This window comes from Bradyrhizobium sp. U87765 SZCCT0048, assembly GCF_018131225.1.
Classification (GTDB): domain Bacteria; phylum Pseudomonadota; class Alphaproteobacteria; order Rhizobiales; family Xanthobacteraceae; genus Bradyrhizobium_A.
Genome location: NZ_JAFCMM010000002.1, coordinates 597,194 through 613,161, shown reverse-complemented (window position 1 = coordinate 613,161; position 15,968 = coordinate 597,194). Strand labels below are relative to the sequence as shown.

Here is a 15,968-nt window from a genome sequence, read left to right as displayed (position 1 = left end):
CATACGCGGCCTTTCAACGAGCAGGTTAGTCCCATGAAGGTCCGTAATTCGCTGAAGTCGCTGCGTGGCCGCCATCGCGCCAACCGTCTGGTCCGTCGCAAGGGCCGGGTTTACGTGATCAACAAGGTCCAGCGCCGTTTCAAGGCCCGCCAGGGCTGATAGGGCTGATCCTGGCCTCGGCCGGATCATGCAAGCTCCGGCGCCTGCCGGGGCTCTGGATTGTCCATATCACGTCCGTTTGACGCTGCGGCGCTTTGCAGTGCGATAAAGCACGTCTAGACTTCGCCCATGGCAAACCCGTCCATGGCATTGCGCCTGCTCGCCGCGACCGCCGTCGCCATCTTGTTCGCTGCGGCACCGGTCGCCGCCCAGCAGCGGCCGCAGCTCGGGCCGCCGGCCACAGCCAAGCCCCCCGGGCCTCCCAAGGAGCTGCCGCGGGTCGGTGGCGACAAGACCAAAAATCTCGATTTCCTGTTCGGCGCCCTGAAGGTCGCGCCGGATGACGCCAGCGCCAAGCATGTCGAGGCGCGGATCTGGGCAATCTGGTCGTCCACGCCCAGCGATACCGCCGCGTTGCTGATGGCGCGGGCCGGCGCGGCCATGGAGACCAAACAGCTCGACGTTGCGCTCAAGCTGCTCGATTCCGTGGTCAAGCTGCGGCCCGACTACATCGAGGCCTGGAACCGGCGCGCCACCGTCTATTACCTCAAGAACGACTACGTTCGCGCGCTCTCCGACATCCGCGAAGTGCTGGTGCGGGAGCCGCGCCATTTCGGTGCGCTGGCCGGCCTCGGCATGATCATGGAGGAGTACGGCGACGACAAGCGCGCGCTCGATGCCTTCCGCCAGGCGCTGGCGCTCAACCCGCGTCTCGAGAAGGTGCCGGAGATGGTCAAGACCCTGTCCGAGAAGGTCGAGGGCCGCGACATCTAGTGTGATGGATCTGACATTCGCAAAGGGGCTGCCGGGACGGAATGCGAGCGTCTGGACCGTCGCACCAGCCCGTGCGCCGAATGTTCCCGTATCGCTTTTCATCGCGTCTTGCCGGCTGCCGCGTGGCATGGAAACGATGGCGGCGCTGGTTCGTACCTGAGAAGAGAAGCGCCGGATGATTGCCATGATCGTGCTGTGGGTTGTGATCGCGCTGCTGGTCCTTGCGCTGATCACCTGGGTCGGCGTGCGCGTGATCGAGCGCATCTATCGTCCGGCCGGGCGTCTCGTCGACGTCGCCGGCGGACGGCTGCATGTGGTGGAGCTTGGCCCGCGCGATGCGGCCGGGCCGCCGCTGGTGCTGGTGCATGGTGCGAGCTCCAATCTCGAATCCATGCGTCTGCCGCTGGGTACGCCGCTGGCGCGGCGCCACCGCGTCATCCTGGTCGATCGTCCCGGCCATGGCTTCAGCATCCGCGCGCGCGCCGACGACTCGCTGCCGGCGATCCAGGCGGCGATGATCAACGAGGGGCTGGAGAAGCTCGGCATCTCCAGCGCGATTTTCGTGGTGCATTCGCTTGCCGGCACGCTCGGGCCGGCGATGGCGCTCAATCATCCGGCGTGTGTCGCGGGTCTTGTGATGCTCGCTCCGGTCACTCATCCCTGGCGCGGCAGCGGCGTCGCCTGGCACGACGCGCTGGCGGCGACGCCGTTGATCGGCCCGCTGTTCGCGCGCACGCTCGCCCTGCCTGCGGGGGTGGCGGTGCTTGCGCCGGGTGCGCGTTCGGCGTTCGTGCCCCAGGCGATGCCGTCTCACTACGTGCGCGACGCTGCGCTGGCGCTGTTGCTGCGCCCGCTGGAATTCCTCGCCAACGCCCATGACCGCGTCACCCTCAAGGCCGGCGTGCTCGCGCAGGTCGGCCGTTATGGCGACATCGCCGTGCCGGCCACGGTGATCGCCGGCGATGCCGACACCATCGTGCCGATCGACGTGCACGCCCGCGCCTTCGTCGCGGCGGTTCCGCATGCCCGGCTCGTGGAGCTGCCCGGCGTCGGCCACATGGTCCAGAACGCGGCGACCGACACCGTGATTGCGGCGATCGACGCGATGGTCGATGCACTGACGCCGCAACGCCAGTTTGCGGAGCCTTGAGGTCGTCCTCGCGGACGCGCAGGATGGGCCGCCCGGCCGGACACGATGGCCGGCATCGAGTTGACATATCCATCGACGATAACTGGATGACGGACGCCGGTTCACGGCGGGCCGCAGCAAGGGAGTTGGACATGAAGACGCAAGGATCGGCCGTCTGGAGCGGCGGCATCAAGGACGGCAAGGGCGCGATCTCGACCAAGAGCGGCGCGCTCAATGCCTATCCCTATGGTTTCGCCAGCCGTTTCGAAGGCAAGCCGGGCACCAATCCCGAGGAATTGATCGGCGCGGCCCATGCCGGCTGCTTCACCATGGCGCTGTCATTGATCCTTGGCGAAGCCAAGCTCACCGCGGAGAACATGGAGACCACGGCGGAAGTGACGCTCGACAAGGTCGCCGATGGCTTCGCCATCACCGCCGTGCACCTGACGCTGCGCGCGAAGATTCCGGGCGCCGATGACAAGACCTTCCAGGAGCTCGCCGCCAAGGCCAAGGCCGGCTGCCCGGTGTCGAAGCTGCTCAAGGCCGAGATCTCGCTCGACGCCGCGCTGGTGAGCTGACCGCCACACTGCCACGCGCAACAAAAAAAGCCGCGGTGCGCAGGCGCCGCGGCTTTTCAATGGTCGCTATTGCCGCGGACGCGGCCCGTCACACGTTGGCGTCGCCGTTCGGGCCGACCGATGCGATGCGCACCATGTTGGTGGTGCCGGGGCGGCCGAGCGGAACGCCGGCGACGATGATGACGCGCTGGCCGGAGTTGGCGAAGCCGTCGCGGAAAGCGATGCGGCCGGCGCGTTCCACCATGTCGTCCTGGTCGTGGGCGTCCTCGGCGATCACGCAGTGCACGCCCCACACCAGCGACAGCTTGCGGCCGGTGATCAGGTTCGGCGTGATCGCGACCACCGGCGGCTTCGGCCGCTCGCGGGCGACGCGCAGCGCGGTCGAGCCGGAGCTCGTCCAGCAGATCAGGGCTGACAGGTCGAGCGTTTCGGCGATCTGGCGCGCGGCGTCGGCGATGGCGTCGCCCACGGTGGCTTCGGGATCGGGGCGCTGGGCGCTGATCACCGAGCGATAGGTCGGATCGCGCTCCACTTCCTCGCCGATGCGATTCATGGTCGCGACCGCCTCGACCGGATACTTGCCCGCGGCCGACTCGGCCGACAGCATGATGGCGTCCGCGCCCTCGAACACCGCGGTGGCGACGTCCGACACTTCGGCGCGTGTCGGCACGGGCGACTGGATCATCGATTCCAGCATCTGGGTGGCGATCACCACCGGCTTGCCGGCGCGGCGCGCCAGCCGCGTGATCTGCTTCTGCAGGCCGGGCACGCGCTCGGCCGGCAATTCGACGCCGAGATCGCCGCGCGCCACCATCAGCGCGTCCGACACCTCGACGATCTCCGGCAGGCGGTCGATCGCCTGCGGCTTCTCGATCTTGGACATCACCGCGGCACGGCCGCGCGTCAGCTTCTTGGCCTCGACGACGTCGTCGGGGCGCTGCACGAATGACAGCGCGATCCAGTCGACGCCGGCTTCCGCCGCGGCCTCGAGGTCGGCGCGGTCCTTGGAGGTCATCGCCGACACCGGCAGGTCGGTGTCCGGCAGGCTGACGCCCTTGCGGTCCGACATCTTGCCACCGATCACGACACGGGTGATGGCGCGCTCGGGCGTGGTGTCCTCGGCGATCAGGCGCACCTTGCCGTCGTCGAGCAGCAGCGCGTGGCCGGGGCGCAGCGCCGCGAGAATCTCCGGATGCGGCAGCATCACGCGGGTCTTGTCGCCGAGCGCGGGATTGGAATCGAGGACGAAGGTCTCGCCGTTGTTGAGCTGGGCGGAGCCCTCGGCGAACTGGCCGAGCCGCAGCTTCGGCCCTTGCAAGTCGACGAGAATGCCGATCGGCCGGCCGTAGCTGGTCTCGACGTTGCGAATGGTTGCGACGAGCTCCCGCATCTTGTCGTGCGAGGTGTGGCTCATGTTGATGCGGAACACGTCGGCGCCTGCCTCGAACAGCTTGCGCAGCGTCGCGCTGTCGGAGGAGGCCGGGCCGAGGGTGGCGAGAATCTTGATGCGCCGCAGGCGTCTCATTGCGGTTTCTGTCCTGGTGCCGCGGCCGGGGGGATTCCCGGCGTCGCGGGCGGTGCGCCGAGCTGGGGCGCTCCGCCTGATGGGGGAGAGTTGGGCAGGCCGGGCAGACCCGGCGCCGGCTTCTGCTGTTCGGCGGATTCGGTCAGCTGCACGGTCCATGCGCGCTGGTCACCGGTATCGACCTCGAAGAAGCCGGTGCGGTCGTAGCCGCGCGCCAGACAATCCTCGGTGCCCTTGATGGTGAACTCCTTGTCGCGTGAGCACATGTACGCCTGTCCGGACCATTCGCCGCCACGATCGTAGTCGACCGCGTAGATGTAATAGTATCGTGCGACAAGCGTGCCACGGAGCAGCGTCTCGCAGCTGCGGGCGGAGATGTTCCACCAGCCTTCCGTGGTCCAGCCCTCGGCATCCTTGTATCCGAGCGCGATGCCGACGCGGCTTGCGGTGTTGTTGCACAGACGGAAGTCGGCGGCGGCGGGCGTGCTGAAGCCGCACAGCGCGGCCAGCGCCACCACAGCCGTCAGCATCGCCAGCAGATGCTGGGCGCGCGGGCGAACGGTGTGCGGCTGCGAACGATCGGGTGCGGTCATTTCGTCAGATTTATCAATCGATTGTTGATTTCGCGTAACTGGCATACCCTGTCAACGGCGATCACGATCAATTCTCGGGTCAGGGGATGCCCTCGAAGGCAGGCTGCGCAAGCGCTCGGCCCCGATTCGGCCCGCGATATGGCAAAATCTGTGACAATTTCCTATTTCTGTGGCTGACGCAGATCATAATCCGGGATCAGGCCATGTCCGAACAGAATGCACCCGACCAGACCGCCACGCTCGACGACAAAACCAGAACAGAGCTGGAGGCGGCCGCCTTCCGTCGGCTGGTCGCGCACCTGCGCGAGCGAACCGACGTCCAGAACATCGCGTTGATGAATCTCGCCGGGTTCTGCCGCAACTGCCTGTCGAACTGGCTGAAGGACGCGGCCGACGCGCGCGGCGTCGCGCTCACCAGGGATGCGAGCCGCGAGGCGGTCTACGGCATGCCCTATGACGTCTGGAAGGAAAAGCACCAGGGCGCGGCGACGCCGGAGCAGCTCGCGGCGATGAAGAAGAGTCATCCTGGCCACTGAGCGCCGGCGTCATGCCCTGCGTGCCGCGTGGCACGCGCCAGCTGTGATCACGATTACTGCGCGGCGGCCTTGTCGGTCATGGTCACGACCTGCACGCGGCGGTTGGCCGGGTCGGTCGGATTGTCCGGGTTCTTCAGCCGCGTCTTGCCATAGCCGACGGTGACGAGATCGGCGGCAGTGACGCCGTACTTCTCGACCAGCATGGCCTTGATCGCATCCGCGCGGCGTTCGCTGAGTTCCTGATTGTAGGTGTCGCCGCCGGTGGCGTCGGTGTAGCCGGCGACGACGAAGGTCGAGCCCTTCAAGGTCGGTGTGGCGAGGGCCTTGCCGAGAGCTTCCACCTGGGGCAGCGCCTTGGCGCTGATGTCGGCGGAATTGTACTCGAAGGTGATTTCCAGATCGATGTTGGGCCGGTCGCGCGCAATGGTCGCGATCTCGTCGCGTTCGCTCAGCGACAGTGAACGTGTCGGCCGGTTGCGCAGGCCGGCGACGAACCGGTCCTGGGCAGCCGTCGCCGCCGGATCGGGACGCGGCGCCGCCATGCTGCGCGTCACCCGCGGCTTCGATGTCAGGGCATTGAGGATCTGGTCGGTGCCGATCGCGTCCTGTGCACGGGCCGGCGCGATGGCGCATGCGACGGCGAGGGCGACGCCACATGCGGTGCGTGTCGTGTTGGTCCTGAACGATGTCAACATCGTCTCCTCCTGATGCTGTCCGTCCGGGCTGGCCCGGACGCCTGCCGGCATCCGCGGCTCCCGTGTTGTTGGTGTGAGTCCGGCGGTGGCGGGTTCAAGCCGGTGGCGGAGCGCTCAGCGCAGGCCGTAGCTCGCGAACGCGGCGACGACACCGGGATCGATCGCCCGCGCGCCGGCGATGTCCCGCTCGCCGTCGGCCGCCGCACCGCTGCGCAGGCGGGCGAGGCCGCGCCCGTAGAGCGAGGAGGCGAGGCGTGGATTGACGGCGAGCGCGGCGTTGAAGTCGGTGACCGCCTCGCGGATCCGTCCGCTCTTGAGGTTGAGCAGGCCGCGGCTGTCGAGCGCGTCGACGAAGCCCGGCCGCAGCCGCAGCGCTTCCTCGCAATCCCCGGCCGCGGCGCCGAGATCGCCCATCACTGTGCGTGTCCAGCAGCGGTTGTTGTAGGCCTCGGGATCCTTCGGGTTGAGGCGTAGCGCCTCGTTGAAGTCCTTGATCGCGAGATGATAGGCGCCCTGCACGGCATAAAGCTGGCCGCGCCGATACCATGCCGCATGATCCCGGGGATTGGCGGCGATGCGGTCGCTGAGCTGTTTGATCGCCGGATCGGCGGCGATCGCCTTGGCATCGAAGGTGGGAACGGTGGTCGTCCCCGGGGCCGGCGCCTTGCGCGGTTCGTCCGCCGGCGCGGTGACCGTGGTTTGCGCCGGCGTTTCGGCCGGCGGCGCTACGGGAGGCGGGGGCTGCTCGGTGGCGGATGGCGGCTGCGCTGGCGTCGTGGGCAAGGGCGGGACATCGATCCGGTCGACCGCGGCGCGCGCCGGCATCGCCGGCAGCAGCAGCAGCAGCAGCAGCAGGCCGATCCGGAGGCGGAGGCGGACGATCATGCGGCGCGGGTCCCGAGCCATCGCACGGCCAGTCTACACCACGGCGGCGGATCCCTTAAGATCGCGCGCCGGGGCATGCTTCGCTCGAAAACACGTTAGTAGCGCTGGCCGCGACCACCATAGGTGCCGCCGCCACCACGCATGACGCCGCCGCCGCCGAAGCGGCCGATGCCGATCCCGATGCCGCCGACGATCGGAGGCACATAGACGGGGCGGGGCGGCGCCTCATAGACGACCTCCTCGTCGGGCGGCGGCCGGCGACGGCGGCGCGGCGGTGTGTCGTCGTCGTCGCGCTTGGCGCGCTTCATGCTGCGCTTGGCCGGGCGATCGTCATCGGCCTTCTGTTTGGTCGGCGGGCCTGGCTGGCCGCACGGGCAGGTCGGCCCGAGCGCAGCGACGTTGATCGGCGCGGTCAGCGGTCGGTTACGCAGCCGTTCGATCAGCTTGCGTGCGGTCGCCGCGAGGTCGCTGTCGGGATAGAGCTTCAGGAAGGCCTCGAAAGCGGCGCGGGAATTGGTGAAGTTTGCCGTCTGCCAGGCGATCATCTCGCGCCGGCGGTCGAGCAGGCCCCGCACCTGTGCGGCGAACGGCGGCTGCGCGTAGAGGGCGACGAAGGCTTCATAGGCCTCGACGCTGTCGTCGGCGATCACGAGGTCGTAGGCAGCCTGGGGCGGCTTGTCCTTGAGCTGCTTCTTCCATTCATCGGCGGATCGCGTCGGGGTGGTCTGCGGCCGCGTGTTGCTCTGGTCCTTGGTCGGGAAGAAGCGGAAGGCATCGGTCAGCGACGAACTGTCCCACGGCGTCTGGCGACCGCTGGTGTCCTGATTGACCGCGACGCGCACACGCTTGAACGTCTCCTCGATGGTGAGGCCGGGTTCGCGCGCCGCCTTCAGCAGCGCGGTGGTGTAGGGGCTGTTGATGCCGCGGCCGTCCTCGGCCTCGGCGCCCGGCGATGTCGAGTACGAGATGAACGTGCCCGTGGCGTTGGCCTTGGCGTCGAGCATGGCAAAGCCGTGGCCAGCGGTCCGGGCAAGGTCGGGGAAGGGATTGTTGCGGCAGGCGTCGAGCAGCAGGATGCGCATCCTGCTCGGCACCGACGACAGCGTGTTCAGCACGTCGTTGAGCCTTACCGCTTGCAGCGGGATATCGGCCTCGCGCCTGGGATCGACGTCGACAGGCACGAGGAAGTTCTCACCGTCGATCTGCAGGCCGTGGCCGGCATAGAACATCAGCGCGATGGTGTCGGGTCCGGTGTCCGCGATCCTGGCGGCAAACCTGCTCACGGCGGCACGCATGTCGGTCTGCGACAGGTCGGTGGCGCTGATGACGTCGAACCCGGCGTCGCCGAGCATCTGCGCCATCATTTTCGCATCGTTGGCGGGATTGGGCAGCTCGGTTACGGAGCGATAGGCCGACTGGCCGATCACCAGGGCGACGCGGCTTTCCGCGAGGGCGCCGGAGGGGGCGAGGAACGGGGCGCCGAGCATGGCGACGGCGGCGATCAGGGCGGAGCGGAACGGACGGGCGGAACGAAGCATGGCGCCACCTCGGCGAGGGTCGGACGCCGCCACGGCCCTGGACAGGCCGGCTAGGCGGGACACTAGCTGTGTCTGGCGGCGGAGCGGGCAGGTTCACAGCCAGGGGGCGGCCCGGCCGGTTCCATGATGCGATGTTCCCAACACCTGCCAGTGGTCCGGTGGACAACTTCCTGTGGGGTCATTGTGGATGAGCGACCGCACGCCTTGACGGCGGGCCCCCATCTCTTGAGTGTCCTTTCCGATGCTCTGCCGCCGCCGTGTCCGGCGAATGCGGGCGGAGCCTTCAGACGACGTCCACGGGACAAGGTGATCTCAGGCGGCCGGGAGCATGCTCCGGGTCCGGGGAGTGCTGACATTCCGGTCAGGTATCATTCGGGAGTATTGCGATGGCCACCTCTGCCGCCCTCAAGGAAGACAACGAAGCACCGGCGACCCGCTTCGCCAAGGATCAGCTCAAGGCCATCGTCGAGCGTATCGAGCGGCTGGAAGAAGAGAAGAAGACGATTTCCGACGACATCCGTGACGTCTATGCCGAAGCCAAGGGCAACGGCTACGACGTCAAGGTGCTGCGCACGATCATCCGCCTGCGCAAGCAGGATGCCAACGAGCGCCAGGAGCACGACACCATCCTGGAGACCTACATGCAGGCGCTCGGCATGCTGTGACGGCGCGGCCGTCCGGCGCGCGCACCCGCCCGTTCGTCGACACGCAATTCACCCGGCCGCCGCAAGGCGCGCCGGGTTGTTGCATTGGGGCGGGGACGACAGATCGGGAACGATATGAACCGGGACGACGCGGGCCGGAGACACCCACCGGCGATGGCGCAAGGACCGGCCGGCGCTGCCGCAGGTCAGCGCAGCGAGGCGGTGCGCACGGTGAACGAGGTGGTCGCGAGGCTCGCATAGGCCGAGCCCGAAAAGCGCTCGCAGGTCAGGCCGAGTTGCGGATCGTTGGAGAAGCCCATCGCCACGGTCGTCGCCGGCTTGATGAACAGGTGCCGCATCGTGGTCATGTCCGGGTCGCTCAGCGAACTGGCGAGCATCGCGGTGGTGCTGGCGCTCGGCGCCAGGATCATCGCTCGCATCCACACGCTGTTGCCGTTGGTCGCCGGCGACAGCCGCAGGGTGGTGGTGATAGCGGACGGCCGGTCGAGCTGGCCCTTGGTGACCACGGTGTTGACTTCGGCGCTGCGCGGCGTCGTCGATGGCCGGGGCGCGCGCGGCATCGGCGCGCTGGCGGCGACGATGCGGCTGCGGTCGAGCGGTGACGATGGCGGCGCATAGGCCAGCGCCTGGCTGTCTCTGGGGACGCTCGCGGTGTGCTGCGGATCGGCCGCGGCGAAGGCGTTGCGGGCGGCGAGGCGCGCGACCTGCTCGGGCGTCGCCTGTTTCGGCTTGATGGCGTCGTCGCCCCAGAAGCCGCGGGCGTTGATGATGTCGGCGGGGGTCTGCGGTTTCGGCTCGGCGGCGCCCGGCGCGGCGGGCTCGGCCTGGGCGATCCGGCTGGCAGCCGGCTTCGGCGCCGGCAGCGGCACGGACTGGGTCTCGGCCGACGCCACCTGGTAGGTCACCGGGATGACCGGCTTGGCCCGCGGCAGCGGGATCGGGCCGGCAGGCTTGCCGGCGTCGAGCGAGGCGGCGAGGGCCACCGGCGTTGCCTTCGCCGGATCTTCGGCGGGGGCGGCGGCCGCGGGGGCGCCTTCGTCGTCGTCTTCGGTCTGCGACTTGCCGCGGAACAGCGCCGCCAGCAGGCTTGGCTTGCCGGAGGCTGCATCGCTGCCGCCATCGGTCTTGCGGCGCTGGACCTCGGCGAGCGCCAGCTGATAGCCGGGCAGCGGGTTGCCATCGGTCGGCACATGCACAGTGCGGCCGTTCGGGAACACGCGCACCAGTTGCTCGCGGGTCATGCGCGGCCAGTGGCGGACATTGCCGGTGTCGAGATGCACGAATGGCGAGCCCGAGGTCGGATAGAAGCCGACACCGCCGCGCTGCAGCCGCAGGCCGGCGAAACGGATCTGCTCCAGCGGCACGCCGGGAATATAGAAATCCATCGCGTGGCCGAGCATGTGCTGGCTGAAACGCGCGACGCCCGAATGCGCCGAGCGACGGCGCAGCATGGCGTTGGTGCCGGGTGAGCGATAGGCGGAAATGATCTGGATTGGCTGCTTGCCGTCGACGTCGCGGTAGACCTCCCATAGGATGTCGAACAGATGGCGATCCATCACGGTCGAGTCCTGGGAGCGCCAGTCACGCAGGAAGTGGTTGATCTGCTTCAGCGCGGCCTCGTCGTAGCGGCCGTTGCGCTTGAAGGTAACGGTGAGGTTTTCGCCGGAATGGGTGTGATGGAAGGAGAGGGTGCGGGTGTCGCCGGACGCGGTGGCGTCGTGCACGCTGCGTGCGCCTCCGAGCAGCAGCAGTGCCGCCACTCCAAGGCGGACACCGGCGCGCGGAATCGACACCAGGCTTGAGCTGCGTGCGAAACGGCTCAGCACGTTAAAACGATCCCCTCAAGACGACCCAATTCCCAGACGGCTCAATTCTCAGACGGCTCGATGTCAATCGAACCCATCCGCGCCACCCCATGCGGCGGGGATGGTGAATGCAGTCTTAATCGCGATCGGTTAATCGAGCTTTGACGGCCCCCCGATCAACCGGCTGTGAAGAGCTAACCGCCGGAGTATGGCAAAAAAGCGCCGCAGGGTACCACCCCGTTTCGGGCGTGGTTAACGAACAAGGGCTCCGCTCGCGCGAAGCCCTTGTAATTTCGTTTGAATTTTGTCCGGCCGACGATGTCAGCGGGTGTAGCGCCGCACCGGGGCGGGCGGAGTAGGCGGGCCGCCGAACAGCCGCTCGAAGAAATTGAAGCCGCTGCTGGCGCCGCCGCCCACATTGTTCATGGCCACGCCCTGGGGAATGTCGCCCTTGGGGCGGCTGTAGTTCGGCTGGGCATGGGCGACGACCTGCTCGAGATCCTTGCCTTCGCTGCTGCGCAGGATGGCCAGCATCTGGGCGTCGCGGCCGTAGATGTCCTTGCGGAATTCCAGCTTGCCGGCGTCGTCCACGAATGCGGTCTGATAGGTGATGTTCACCGGGATCGGTGTCGGGAATTTGAGGTCGACTTCGTTCGAGCCGTACATGCTGCGGATGCGCTCCGGCGTGTAGTGCTCGTTCGGCATGGTGATGTTGAGCAGCGTCGCGGCGTACTGGTCGGGGTTCTGCACCCGCATGCAGCCGTGGCTGAAGGCACGCTCGTCCCTGGCGAACAGATGCTTGTCCGGCGTGTCGTGCTGGTAGACGAGGAACTTGTTCGGGAAGTTGAAGCGGATGCGTCCCAGCGCGTTGCGCTCACCCGGCGGCTGCCAGACATGGACGCTGCCGTCGCGGCTGCGCTCGAGCTTGAGCCCGATGCGCTCGAGCGCCTGCGGGTCCTGCTGCAGCGCCGGCAGGTACTCGTTGTAGATGATCGACGGCGGCACGTTCCAGGTCGGATTGACGGTGATGTACTTCATCGTCTCCGTCAGCAGCGGCGTGGCGTGGGTCCCCGGCTTGCCGGTGACGACACGGGTCGTCCACACCTGCTGGCCGTGCTGCATCACCTTGAGCGTGTAGTCCGGAATGTTGAGGATCACATAGGCATCGCCGACGGCGGGCGCGCCGAGGTCGCGCGGCAGCCAGCGCCAGCGCTCCATGTTGACGCGCACGATGTCGATCTGGCGATCCTTCTTCGGGCTGTTGAGCGCGCGAATGGTCTGCGCGTCGAGCACGCCGGTGGCCTTCAGGTCGTTGTTCGCCTGGAATTTGCGGACCGCGGTCGCGACGTTCTGGTCGTAATGGGTGTCGTCGGCGTTCTCGGTGATGCCGAGGCGGGCGCGCACCTGTGGCACGCGCGGATCTTCCATCACCACGGCCGCCTGCTTTTTGCGCGCCGGGGTGAACTTCAGCGCTTCGCCGTCGCCGATCGGCGTCGACGGCGCCTCGGCGCGGGTGCGCAGCTCGGCAAGCTTCGCCTTGAGCGCGAGGTAGCCCTTGTGCCTGGGATTGTAGCTGTCGAGTGCGGCGGCGACGTCCTTGGCAGAGGCGAGGCTGGCGATCACCTGGGCCGGGTCGGTCGGGTGTTCGGGATACTGGATGTCGGCGCTGACGCGCGACCAGTGCATGCGGCCGCTCTGCGCCTGACGGGCATAGTCGAGCGCGCTCGCGATCAGCTTGAGTTCAGCCTCGGCCTGGGCATCCGGCGTGGTGGCGGCGGCGAAGTCCGGCGTCGGATAGTCGGCGGGATCGAGGCCGTCGCTCGCCGCGTCCTTGAGGCGGGCGATCGTGGCCTTGGCGCGGGCGTTGGCCGCGCCGCCCTCGGTCAGAATCGGCGCGTAGTCGCGGCCCTTGTAGAAGGCTTCCACGGCGGCGCGCTCGTTCTTGCGATCGAACAGCTTGGCGCCACGGGTGGTGACGAGATCGCGCAACTTGTCGGCGACCGCCTGGTCGGCGGCAGGCACGCTGGAGGCGGCCTGCACCGGCGCAGGCGCGGCATCCTTGGTCGCCGAGTCCTTGTTGACGGCGTCCTTGTTGACGGCGTCCTTGTTGACAGTGTCCTTGTTGACAGTGTCCTGGGCCGGAGCGGCTGCGGTTGCAGGCGCGGCCGGCGCCGCAGCGGTCTCCGGCGCCTTTTCGGGAATGCTCGCGGTGGCGTCCCTGGGCTTCTCGGCCGGCGCAGTCGCGGTGTCGGCGGGTTTGGCGCTGCCGGTCGAGGTCGCAGTCTCGGCCGGATTGACTGCGTCCTTGACGGCTTCGGCCTTCACGTCGGCGGCCCGGGCATCGGTCGCGGCGGGGATGTCAGCGGCGGTGGGCGGCGGAACGTTGGCGGGGTCGGGCATCGGCACGGCGGCGTCGATCGCGAGGTCCTGGGCGCTTTTGGCCGGCGCCTGCGCCAGCACCGCGGTCGAGGAGACCATCAGGAAGCTCGCTGCCACCGCCATGATCATGCGGTCGTAAGCGGTGCGGCCTTTCGAAGCGTCATGCATTCTTGTACCCCTTGCAGGCCCGGTTCCGACGGGCGGCCTGCCCTTTATGATCTGATTCGATCCGACAACCTGCTGCAAAAGCGCCGGTTTCATCGCGGCCTGTCGCACATCGACGCAGTGCAGACATACACGTGGCCGACACAGGCGACCAGCGCCTGTGGATGAACTCACGCGAAACTGACTGCAGATGCCCCCGTGTTGCAACGCTTTGCACGCGCGGCGACGCGCTTTTCCTTGGTGTGTCGCCGTGCCGCCACGGTTCAATGTGCAGTGCACGCGAAGGCTGTTCCACGGGGGCGTCGGGAACGCGGCTCAGTCGCGGTCGGATGCGCTCGCGGAACCCGCGGCCGGCTCGGCGACCGCGTCGTCGAGCTTGCGATAGAGGGTCGAGCGGCCGATCTTGAGCCGCCGCGCCACCTCGGACATCTGCCCGCGATAATAGGAGATCGCGAAGCGGATGATCTCCGCCTCCATGTCCTCAAGCGGGCGCACCTCGCCATCGTGGGCGAGCATCGACAGCGTGCCGGCGACGGGCAGCGGCGGGGCGATCGGCACGTCAGCGGCTGCGATCACGGGCGGTGAGGCGGACGGGATCTGCAGTGGCGCGACCGGCGGCGCGAGATGCACCGGTGGTTCGGCCATGCCGTCGAGGCCGCCGATCATGCCGCTCTGGCTCGCGACCTGCGGGAAGTCCGCGATGCCGAGCTGATCGCCCTCGCTCATCACCACCGCGCGGTACACGGTGTTCTCGAGCTGGCGGACGTTGCCGGGCCAGTCCGCCTGGGCCAGCAGCGCAATCGCGTTGCCGTCGACGCTGGTGATGTGGCGGTTCTCCTCGGCGCAGAACCGCGCCAGGAAGTGCCGCAGCAGATGCGGAATGTCCTCGCGCCGGTTGCGCAGCGGCGGCACGGTCAGCGGCAGGACGTGAAGACGGTAGAACAGGTCCTCGCGAAAGTAGCCCGCCTTCACGCGGTCGAGCAACTGGCGGTTGGTGGCGGAGATGATGCGGACGTCGACCTTGACCGGCCGGCGGCCGCCGACGGCCTCGACCTCGCCCTCCTGCAACGCACGCAGCAGCTTGACCTGCGCCGACAGCGGCAACTCGCTGACCTCGTCGAGGAACAGCGTGCCTCCGGAGGCTTCGACAAACTTGCCGGCGTGCTTTTCGGTGGCGCCGGTGAACGCGCCCTTCTCGTGACCGAACAGGATCGACTCGACGAGATTGTCGGGGATGGCGCCGCAGTTGACGGCGACGAACGGCTTGCTGCTGCGCTCGCTCGAGCCATGGATGGCGCGGGCGATCAACTCCTTGCCGACGCCGGATTCGCCCTCGATCAGCACCGGGATGCCGGAGCCGGCGGCCTTGCGGGCCATCCGCAGCACTTTGTCCATCGCCTCGCTGCGGGTGACGATGTCGCGGAAGGTGAGGCGGCCCTCGCGGCTGTGGCGGATGCGCTGCAGCTCGCCTTTCAGGGCGCTGGTGGTCAGCGCGTTGCGCAGAGACACCTGCAGGCGCTCGGCCCCGACGGGCTTGACGACGAAGTCCTGGGCGCCGGCGCGCATCGCCGAGACGACATTGTCGATGCCGCCATGGGCGGTCTGCACGATCACCGGCGTCGCGATGCCGGCCTCGCGCATCTTCGACAGCACGCCCATGCCGTCGAGGCCGGGCATTACGAGGTCGAGCACCACCGCGTCGATGGTCGGGGCATCCGGCGAAATCAGCGTGGCGAGCGCGGCGTCGCCGCTGTCCACCACCACCGCCTCGTACCCGAATCGCTGCACCATGTTCTCGATCAGACGACGCTGTACGGCGTCGTCGTCAGCGATAAGGATACGCGTCGACATCACTCAACTCCTGTCCCGAATTGGGGCAATGTCTGCGCAGAACGTTAACGTGCTGTTAAGGCGGCGACCGCGCGGTCCGATATCAACAGTTCAGTCATTCAGCCATGGTGGTGCGGCGGTCGTTTCTTCGTCTTCGCCGGCCTGGCGGGCTGGCTCTCGCCGGTCGGGATCATCACGACGCGGCCGTAGCGGACGCCGCGCTCGGCGATGACGTGTTCGGCGAAATGCTGCACCTCGGCGCTCGTGCCGCGCAGTGCCGCGATCTCCAGGCAGCTGTCATGGTCGATGTGCACGTGCATGGTGGCCAGCGCCATGTCGTGGTGGCCGTGGAAGTTCTGCACCAGCTTGCGCGACAGGTCGCGCGCGGCGTGGTCGTAGACGTAGACCAGCGCCGCGACGCAGTCGCCCTCGCTGCTGTCCTGGCGCGCCTGCTGCAGGCCGGCGCGCGCGAGGTCGCGGATCGCTTCGGAGCGGTTCTGGTAGCCGCGCGATTGCACCAGCGCGTCGATTTCGCTCAGCAGGTCGTCATCGAGAGTGATGGTCGTGCGTTGCATCGGGGATCCACGATCGGGGAATGGGTATGACGTTTTTCTTGTAACGTCATACCGGGGTGGGTAACGTCGCTGCGCCGGAGTCATTCGAGCGGGGCGCGGTCGCGACTGTGCGACGAAAACGCGGTCCGTTCCAGAGA

The 15,968-nt window shown here is 67.9% G+C and carries 15 protein-coding genes; 6 read left to right on the top strand and 9 right to left on the bottom strand.

The window, feature by feature from the left end:
• The first annotated feature begins 33 nt into the window (after positions 1-33).
• The 4 genes from ykgO to JQ639_RS15900 all read left to right on the top strand — a co-directional run bounded on the left by ykgO (position 34) and on the right by JQ639_RS15900 (position 2,640).
• Positions 34-159, top strand: coding sequence for a type B 50S ribosomal protein L36 (ykgO, locus tag JQ639_RS15915; RefSeq protein WP_006611362.1), 126 nt, complete (start codon positions 34-36; stop codon positions 157-159).
• A gap of 129 nt (positions 160-288) precedes the next feature.
• The gene (locus tag JQ639_RS15910; RefSeq protein ID WP_249123173.1) at positions 289-933 is read left to right on the top strand and encodes a tetratricopeptide repeat protein; all 645 of its coding nucleotides are present in this window, start codon (positions 289-291) and stop codon (positions 931-933) included.
• Positions 934-1,117: 184 nt separating this feature from the next.
• The gene (locus tag JQ639_RS15905) at positions 1,118-2,083 is read left to right on the top strand and encodes an alpha/beta fold hydrolase (protein ID WP_211967229.1); all 966 of its coding nucleotides are present in this window, start codon (positions 1,118-1,120) and stop codon (positions 2,081-2,083) included.
• Between the two features lie 131 nt (positions 2,084-2,214).
• Entirely contained in the window at positions 2,215-2,640 is a 426-nt protein-coding gene (locus JQ639_RS15900; RefSeq protein WP_283811641.1) for an OsmC family protein, read from the top strand.
• Positions 2,641-2,728: 88 nt separating this feature from the next.
• Here JQ639_RS15900 and pyk read toward each other — a convergent pair whose 3' ends face one another.
• Positions 2,729-4,165, bottom strand: a complete 1,437-nt coding sequence (gene pyk / locus JQ639_RS15895) for a pyruvate kinase (RefSeq protein WP_211966800.1) — start codon at positions 4,163-4,165, stop codon at positions 2,729-2,731.
• Positions 4,162-4,758, bottom strand: coding sequence for a DUF1036 domain-containing protein (locus tag JQ639_RS15890; RefSeq protein WP_211966801.1), 597 nt, complete (start codon positions 4,756-4,758; stop codon positions 4,162-4,164). The genes pyk and JQ639_RS15890 overlap by 4 nt, the downstream gene beginning before the upstream one ends.
• Positions 4,759-4,961: 203 nt before the next feature.
• Here JQ639_RS15890 and JQ639_RS15885 point away from each other — a divergent pair, with 203 nt between their 5' ends.
• Positions 4,962-5,294 (top strand): DUF1244 domain-containing protein, encoded by a 333-nt coding sequence (locus tag JQ639_RS15885; RefSeq protein WP_211966802.1) that lies wholly within the window; start codon positions 4,962-4,964, stop codon positions 5,292-5,294.
• 53 nt (positions 5,295-5,347) lie between these two features.
• Here the strand turns inward: JQ639_RS15885 and JQ639_RS15880 are convergent, their stop codons facing one another.
• The 3 genes from JQ639_RS15880 to JQ639_RS15870 all read right to left on the bottom strand — a co-directional run bounded on the left by JQ639_RS15880 (position 5,348) and on the right by JQ639_RS15870 (position 8,412).
• Positions 5,348-5,989, bottom strand: a complete 642-nt coding sequence (locus tag JQ639_RS15880; protein WP_211966803.1) for an OmpA family protein — start codon at positions 5,987-5,989, stop codon at positions 5,348-5,350.
• 114 nt (positions 5,990-6,103) lie between these two features.
• Positions 6,104-6,874 carry a tetratricopeptide repeat protein gene (locus JQ639_RS35315; protein WP_349644701.1) on the bottom strand — a complete coding sequence of 257 codons (771 nt, stop codon included), beginning with the start codon at positions 6,872-6,874 and terminating at the stop codon, positions 6,104-6,106.
• A 95-nt stretch (positions 6,875-6,969) separates the two neighbouring features.
• The gene (locus JQ639_RS15870) at positions 6,970-8,412 is read right to left on the bottom strand and encodes a caspase family protein (protein ID WP_211966805.1); all 1,443 of its coding nucleotides are present in this window, start codon (positions 8,410-8,412) and stop codon (positions 6,970-6,972) included.
• Between the two features lie 386 nt (positions 8,413-8,798).
• Here JQ639_RS15870 and JQ639_RS15865 point away from each other — a divergent pair, with 386 nt between their 5' ends.
• The gene (locus JQ639_RS15865) at positions 8,799-9,077 is read left to right on the top strand and encodes a DUF2312 domain-containing protein (protein WP_211966806.1); all 279 of its coding nucleotides are present in this window, start codon (positions 8,799-8,801) and stop codon (positions 9,075-9,077) included.
• A gap of 185 nt (positions 9,078-9,262) precedes the next feature.
• On the opposite strand, the gene JQ639_RS15860 is transcribed toward JQ639_RS15865, so the two are convergent.
• The 4 genes from JQ639_RS15860 to nikR form a co-directional block, all read right to left on the bottom strand.
• Positions 9,263-10,903, bottom strand: coding sequence for a peptidoglycan L,D-endopeptidase MepK (locus JQ639_RS15860; protein ID WP_211966807.1), 1,641 nt, complete (start codon positions 10,901-10,903; stop codon positions 9,263-9,265).
• Positions 10,904-11,203: 300 nt separating this feature from the next.
• Positions 11,204-13,429, bottom strand: coding sequence for a L,D-transpeptidase family protein (locus JQ639_RS15855; protein ID WP_249123175.1), 2,226 nt, complete (start codon positions 13,427-13,429; stop codon positions 11,204-11,206).
• A gap of 312 nt (positions 13,430-13,741) precedes the next feature.
• Positions 13,742-15,277, bottom strand: a complete 1,536-nt coding sequence (locus tag JQ639_RS15850; RefSeq protein ID WP_211966808.1) for a sigma-54-dependent transcriptional regulator — start codon at positions 15,275-15,277, stop codon at positions 13,742-13,744.
• Positions 15,278-15,375: 98 nt separating this feature from the next.
• Positions 15,376-15,831 (bottom strand): nickel-responsive transcriptional regulator NikR, encoded by a 456-nt coding sequence (gene nikR, locus JQ639_RS15845; protein ID WP_211966809.1) that lies wholly within the window; start codon positions 15,829-15,831, stop codon positions 15,376-15,378.
• Positions 15,832-15,968 lie beyond the last annotated feature (137 nt).

What these genes read in the sequence shown, in the direction of transcription:
- ykgO (WP_006611362.1), top strand. Translation starts at nt 34, where the DNA reads ATGAAGGTCCGTAATTCGCTGAAGTCGCTGCGTGGCCGCCATCGCGCC.
- JQ639_RS15910 (WP_249123173.1), top strand. Translation starts at nt 289, where the DNA reads ATGGCAAACCCGTCCATGGCATTGCGCCTGCTCGCCGCGACCGCCGTC.
- JQ639_RS15905 (WP_211967229.1), top strand. Translation starts at nt 1,118, where the DNA reads ATGATCGTGCTGTGGGTTGTGATCGCGCTGCTGGTCCTTGCGCTGATC.
- JQ639_RS15900 (WP_283811641.1), top strand. Translation starts at nt 2,215, where the DNA reads ATGAAGACGCAAGGATCGGCCGTCTGGAGCGGCGGCATCAAGGACGGC.
- pyk (WP_211966800.1), bottom strand. Translation starts at nt 4,165, where the DNA reads ATGAGACGCCTGCGGCGCATCAAGATTCTCGCCACCCTCGGCCCGGCC.
- JQ639_RS15890 (WP_211966801.1), bottom strand. Translation starts at nt 4,758, where the DNA reads ATGACCGCACCCGATCGTTCGCAGCCGCACACCGTTCGCCCGCGCGCC.
- JQ639_RS15885 (WP_211966802.1), top strand. Translation starts at nt 4,962, where the DNA reads ATGTCCGAACAGAATGCACCCGACCAGACCGCCACGCTCGACGACAAA.
- JQ639_RS15880 (WP_211966803.1), bottom strand. Translation starts at nt 5,989, where the DNA reads ATGTTGACATCGTTCAGGACCAACACGACACGCACCGCATGTGGCGTC.
- JQ639_RS35315 (WP_349644701.1), bottom strand. Translation starts at nt 6,874, where the DNA reads ATGATCGTCCGCCTCCGCCTCCGGATCGGCCTGCTGCTGCTGCTGCTG.
- JQ639_RS15870 (WP_211966805.1), bottom strand. Translation starts at nt 8,412, where the DNA reads ATGCTTCGTTCCGCCCGTCCGTTCCGCTCCGCCCTGATCGCCGCCGTC.
- JQ639_RS15865 (WP_211966806.1), top strand. Translation starts at nt 8,799, where the DNA reads ATGGCCACCTCTGCCGCCCTCAAGGAAGACAACGAAGCACCGGCGACC.
- JQ639_RS15855 (WP_249123175.1), bottom strand. Translation starts at nt 13,429, where the DNA reads ATGCATGACGCTTCGAAAGGCCGCACCGCTTACGACCGCATGATCATG.
- JQ639_RS15850 (WP_211966808.1), bottom strand. Translation starts at nt 15,277, where the DNA reads ATGTCGACGCGTATCCTTATCGCTGACGACGACGCCGTACAGCGTCGT.
- nikR (WP_211966809.1), bottom strand. Translation starts at nt 15,831, where the DNA reads ATGCAACGCACGACCATCACTCTCGATGACGACCTGCTGAGCGAAATC.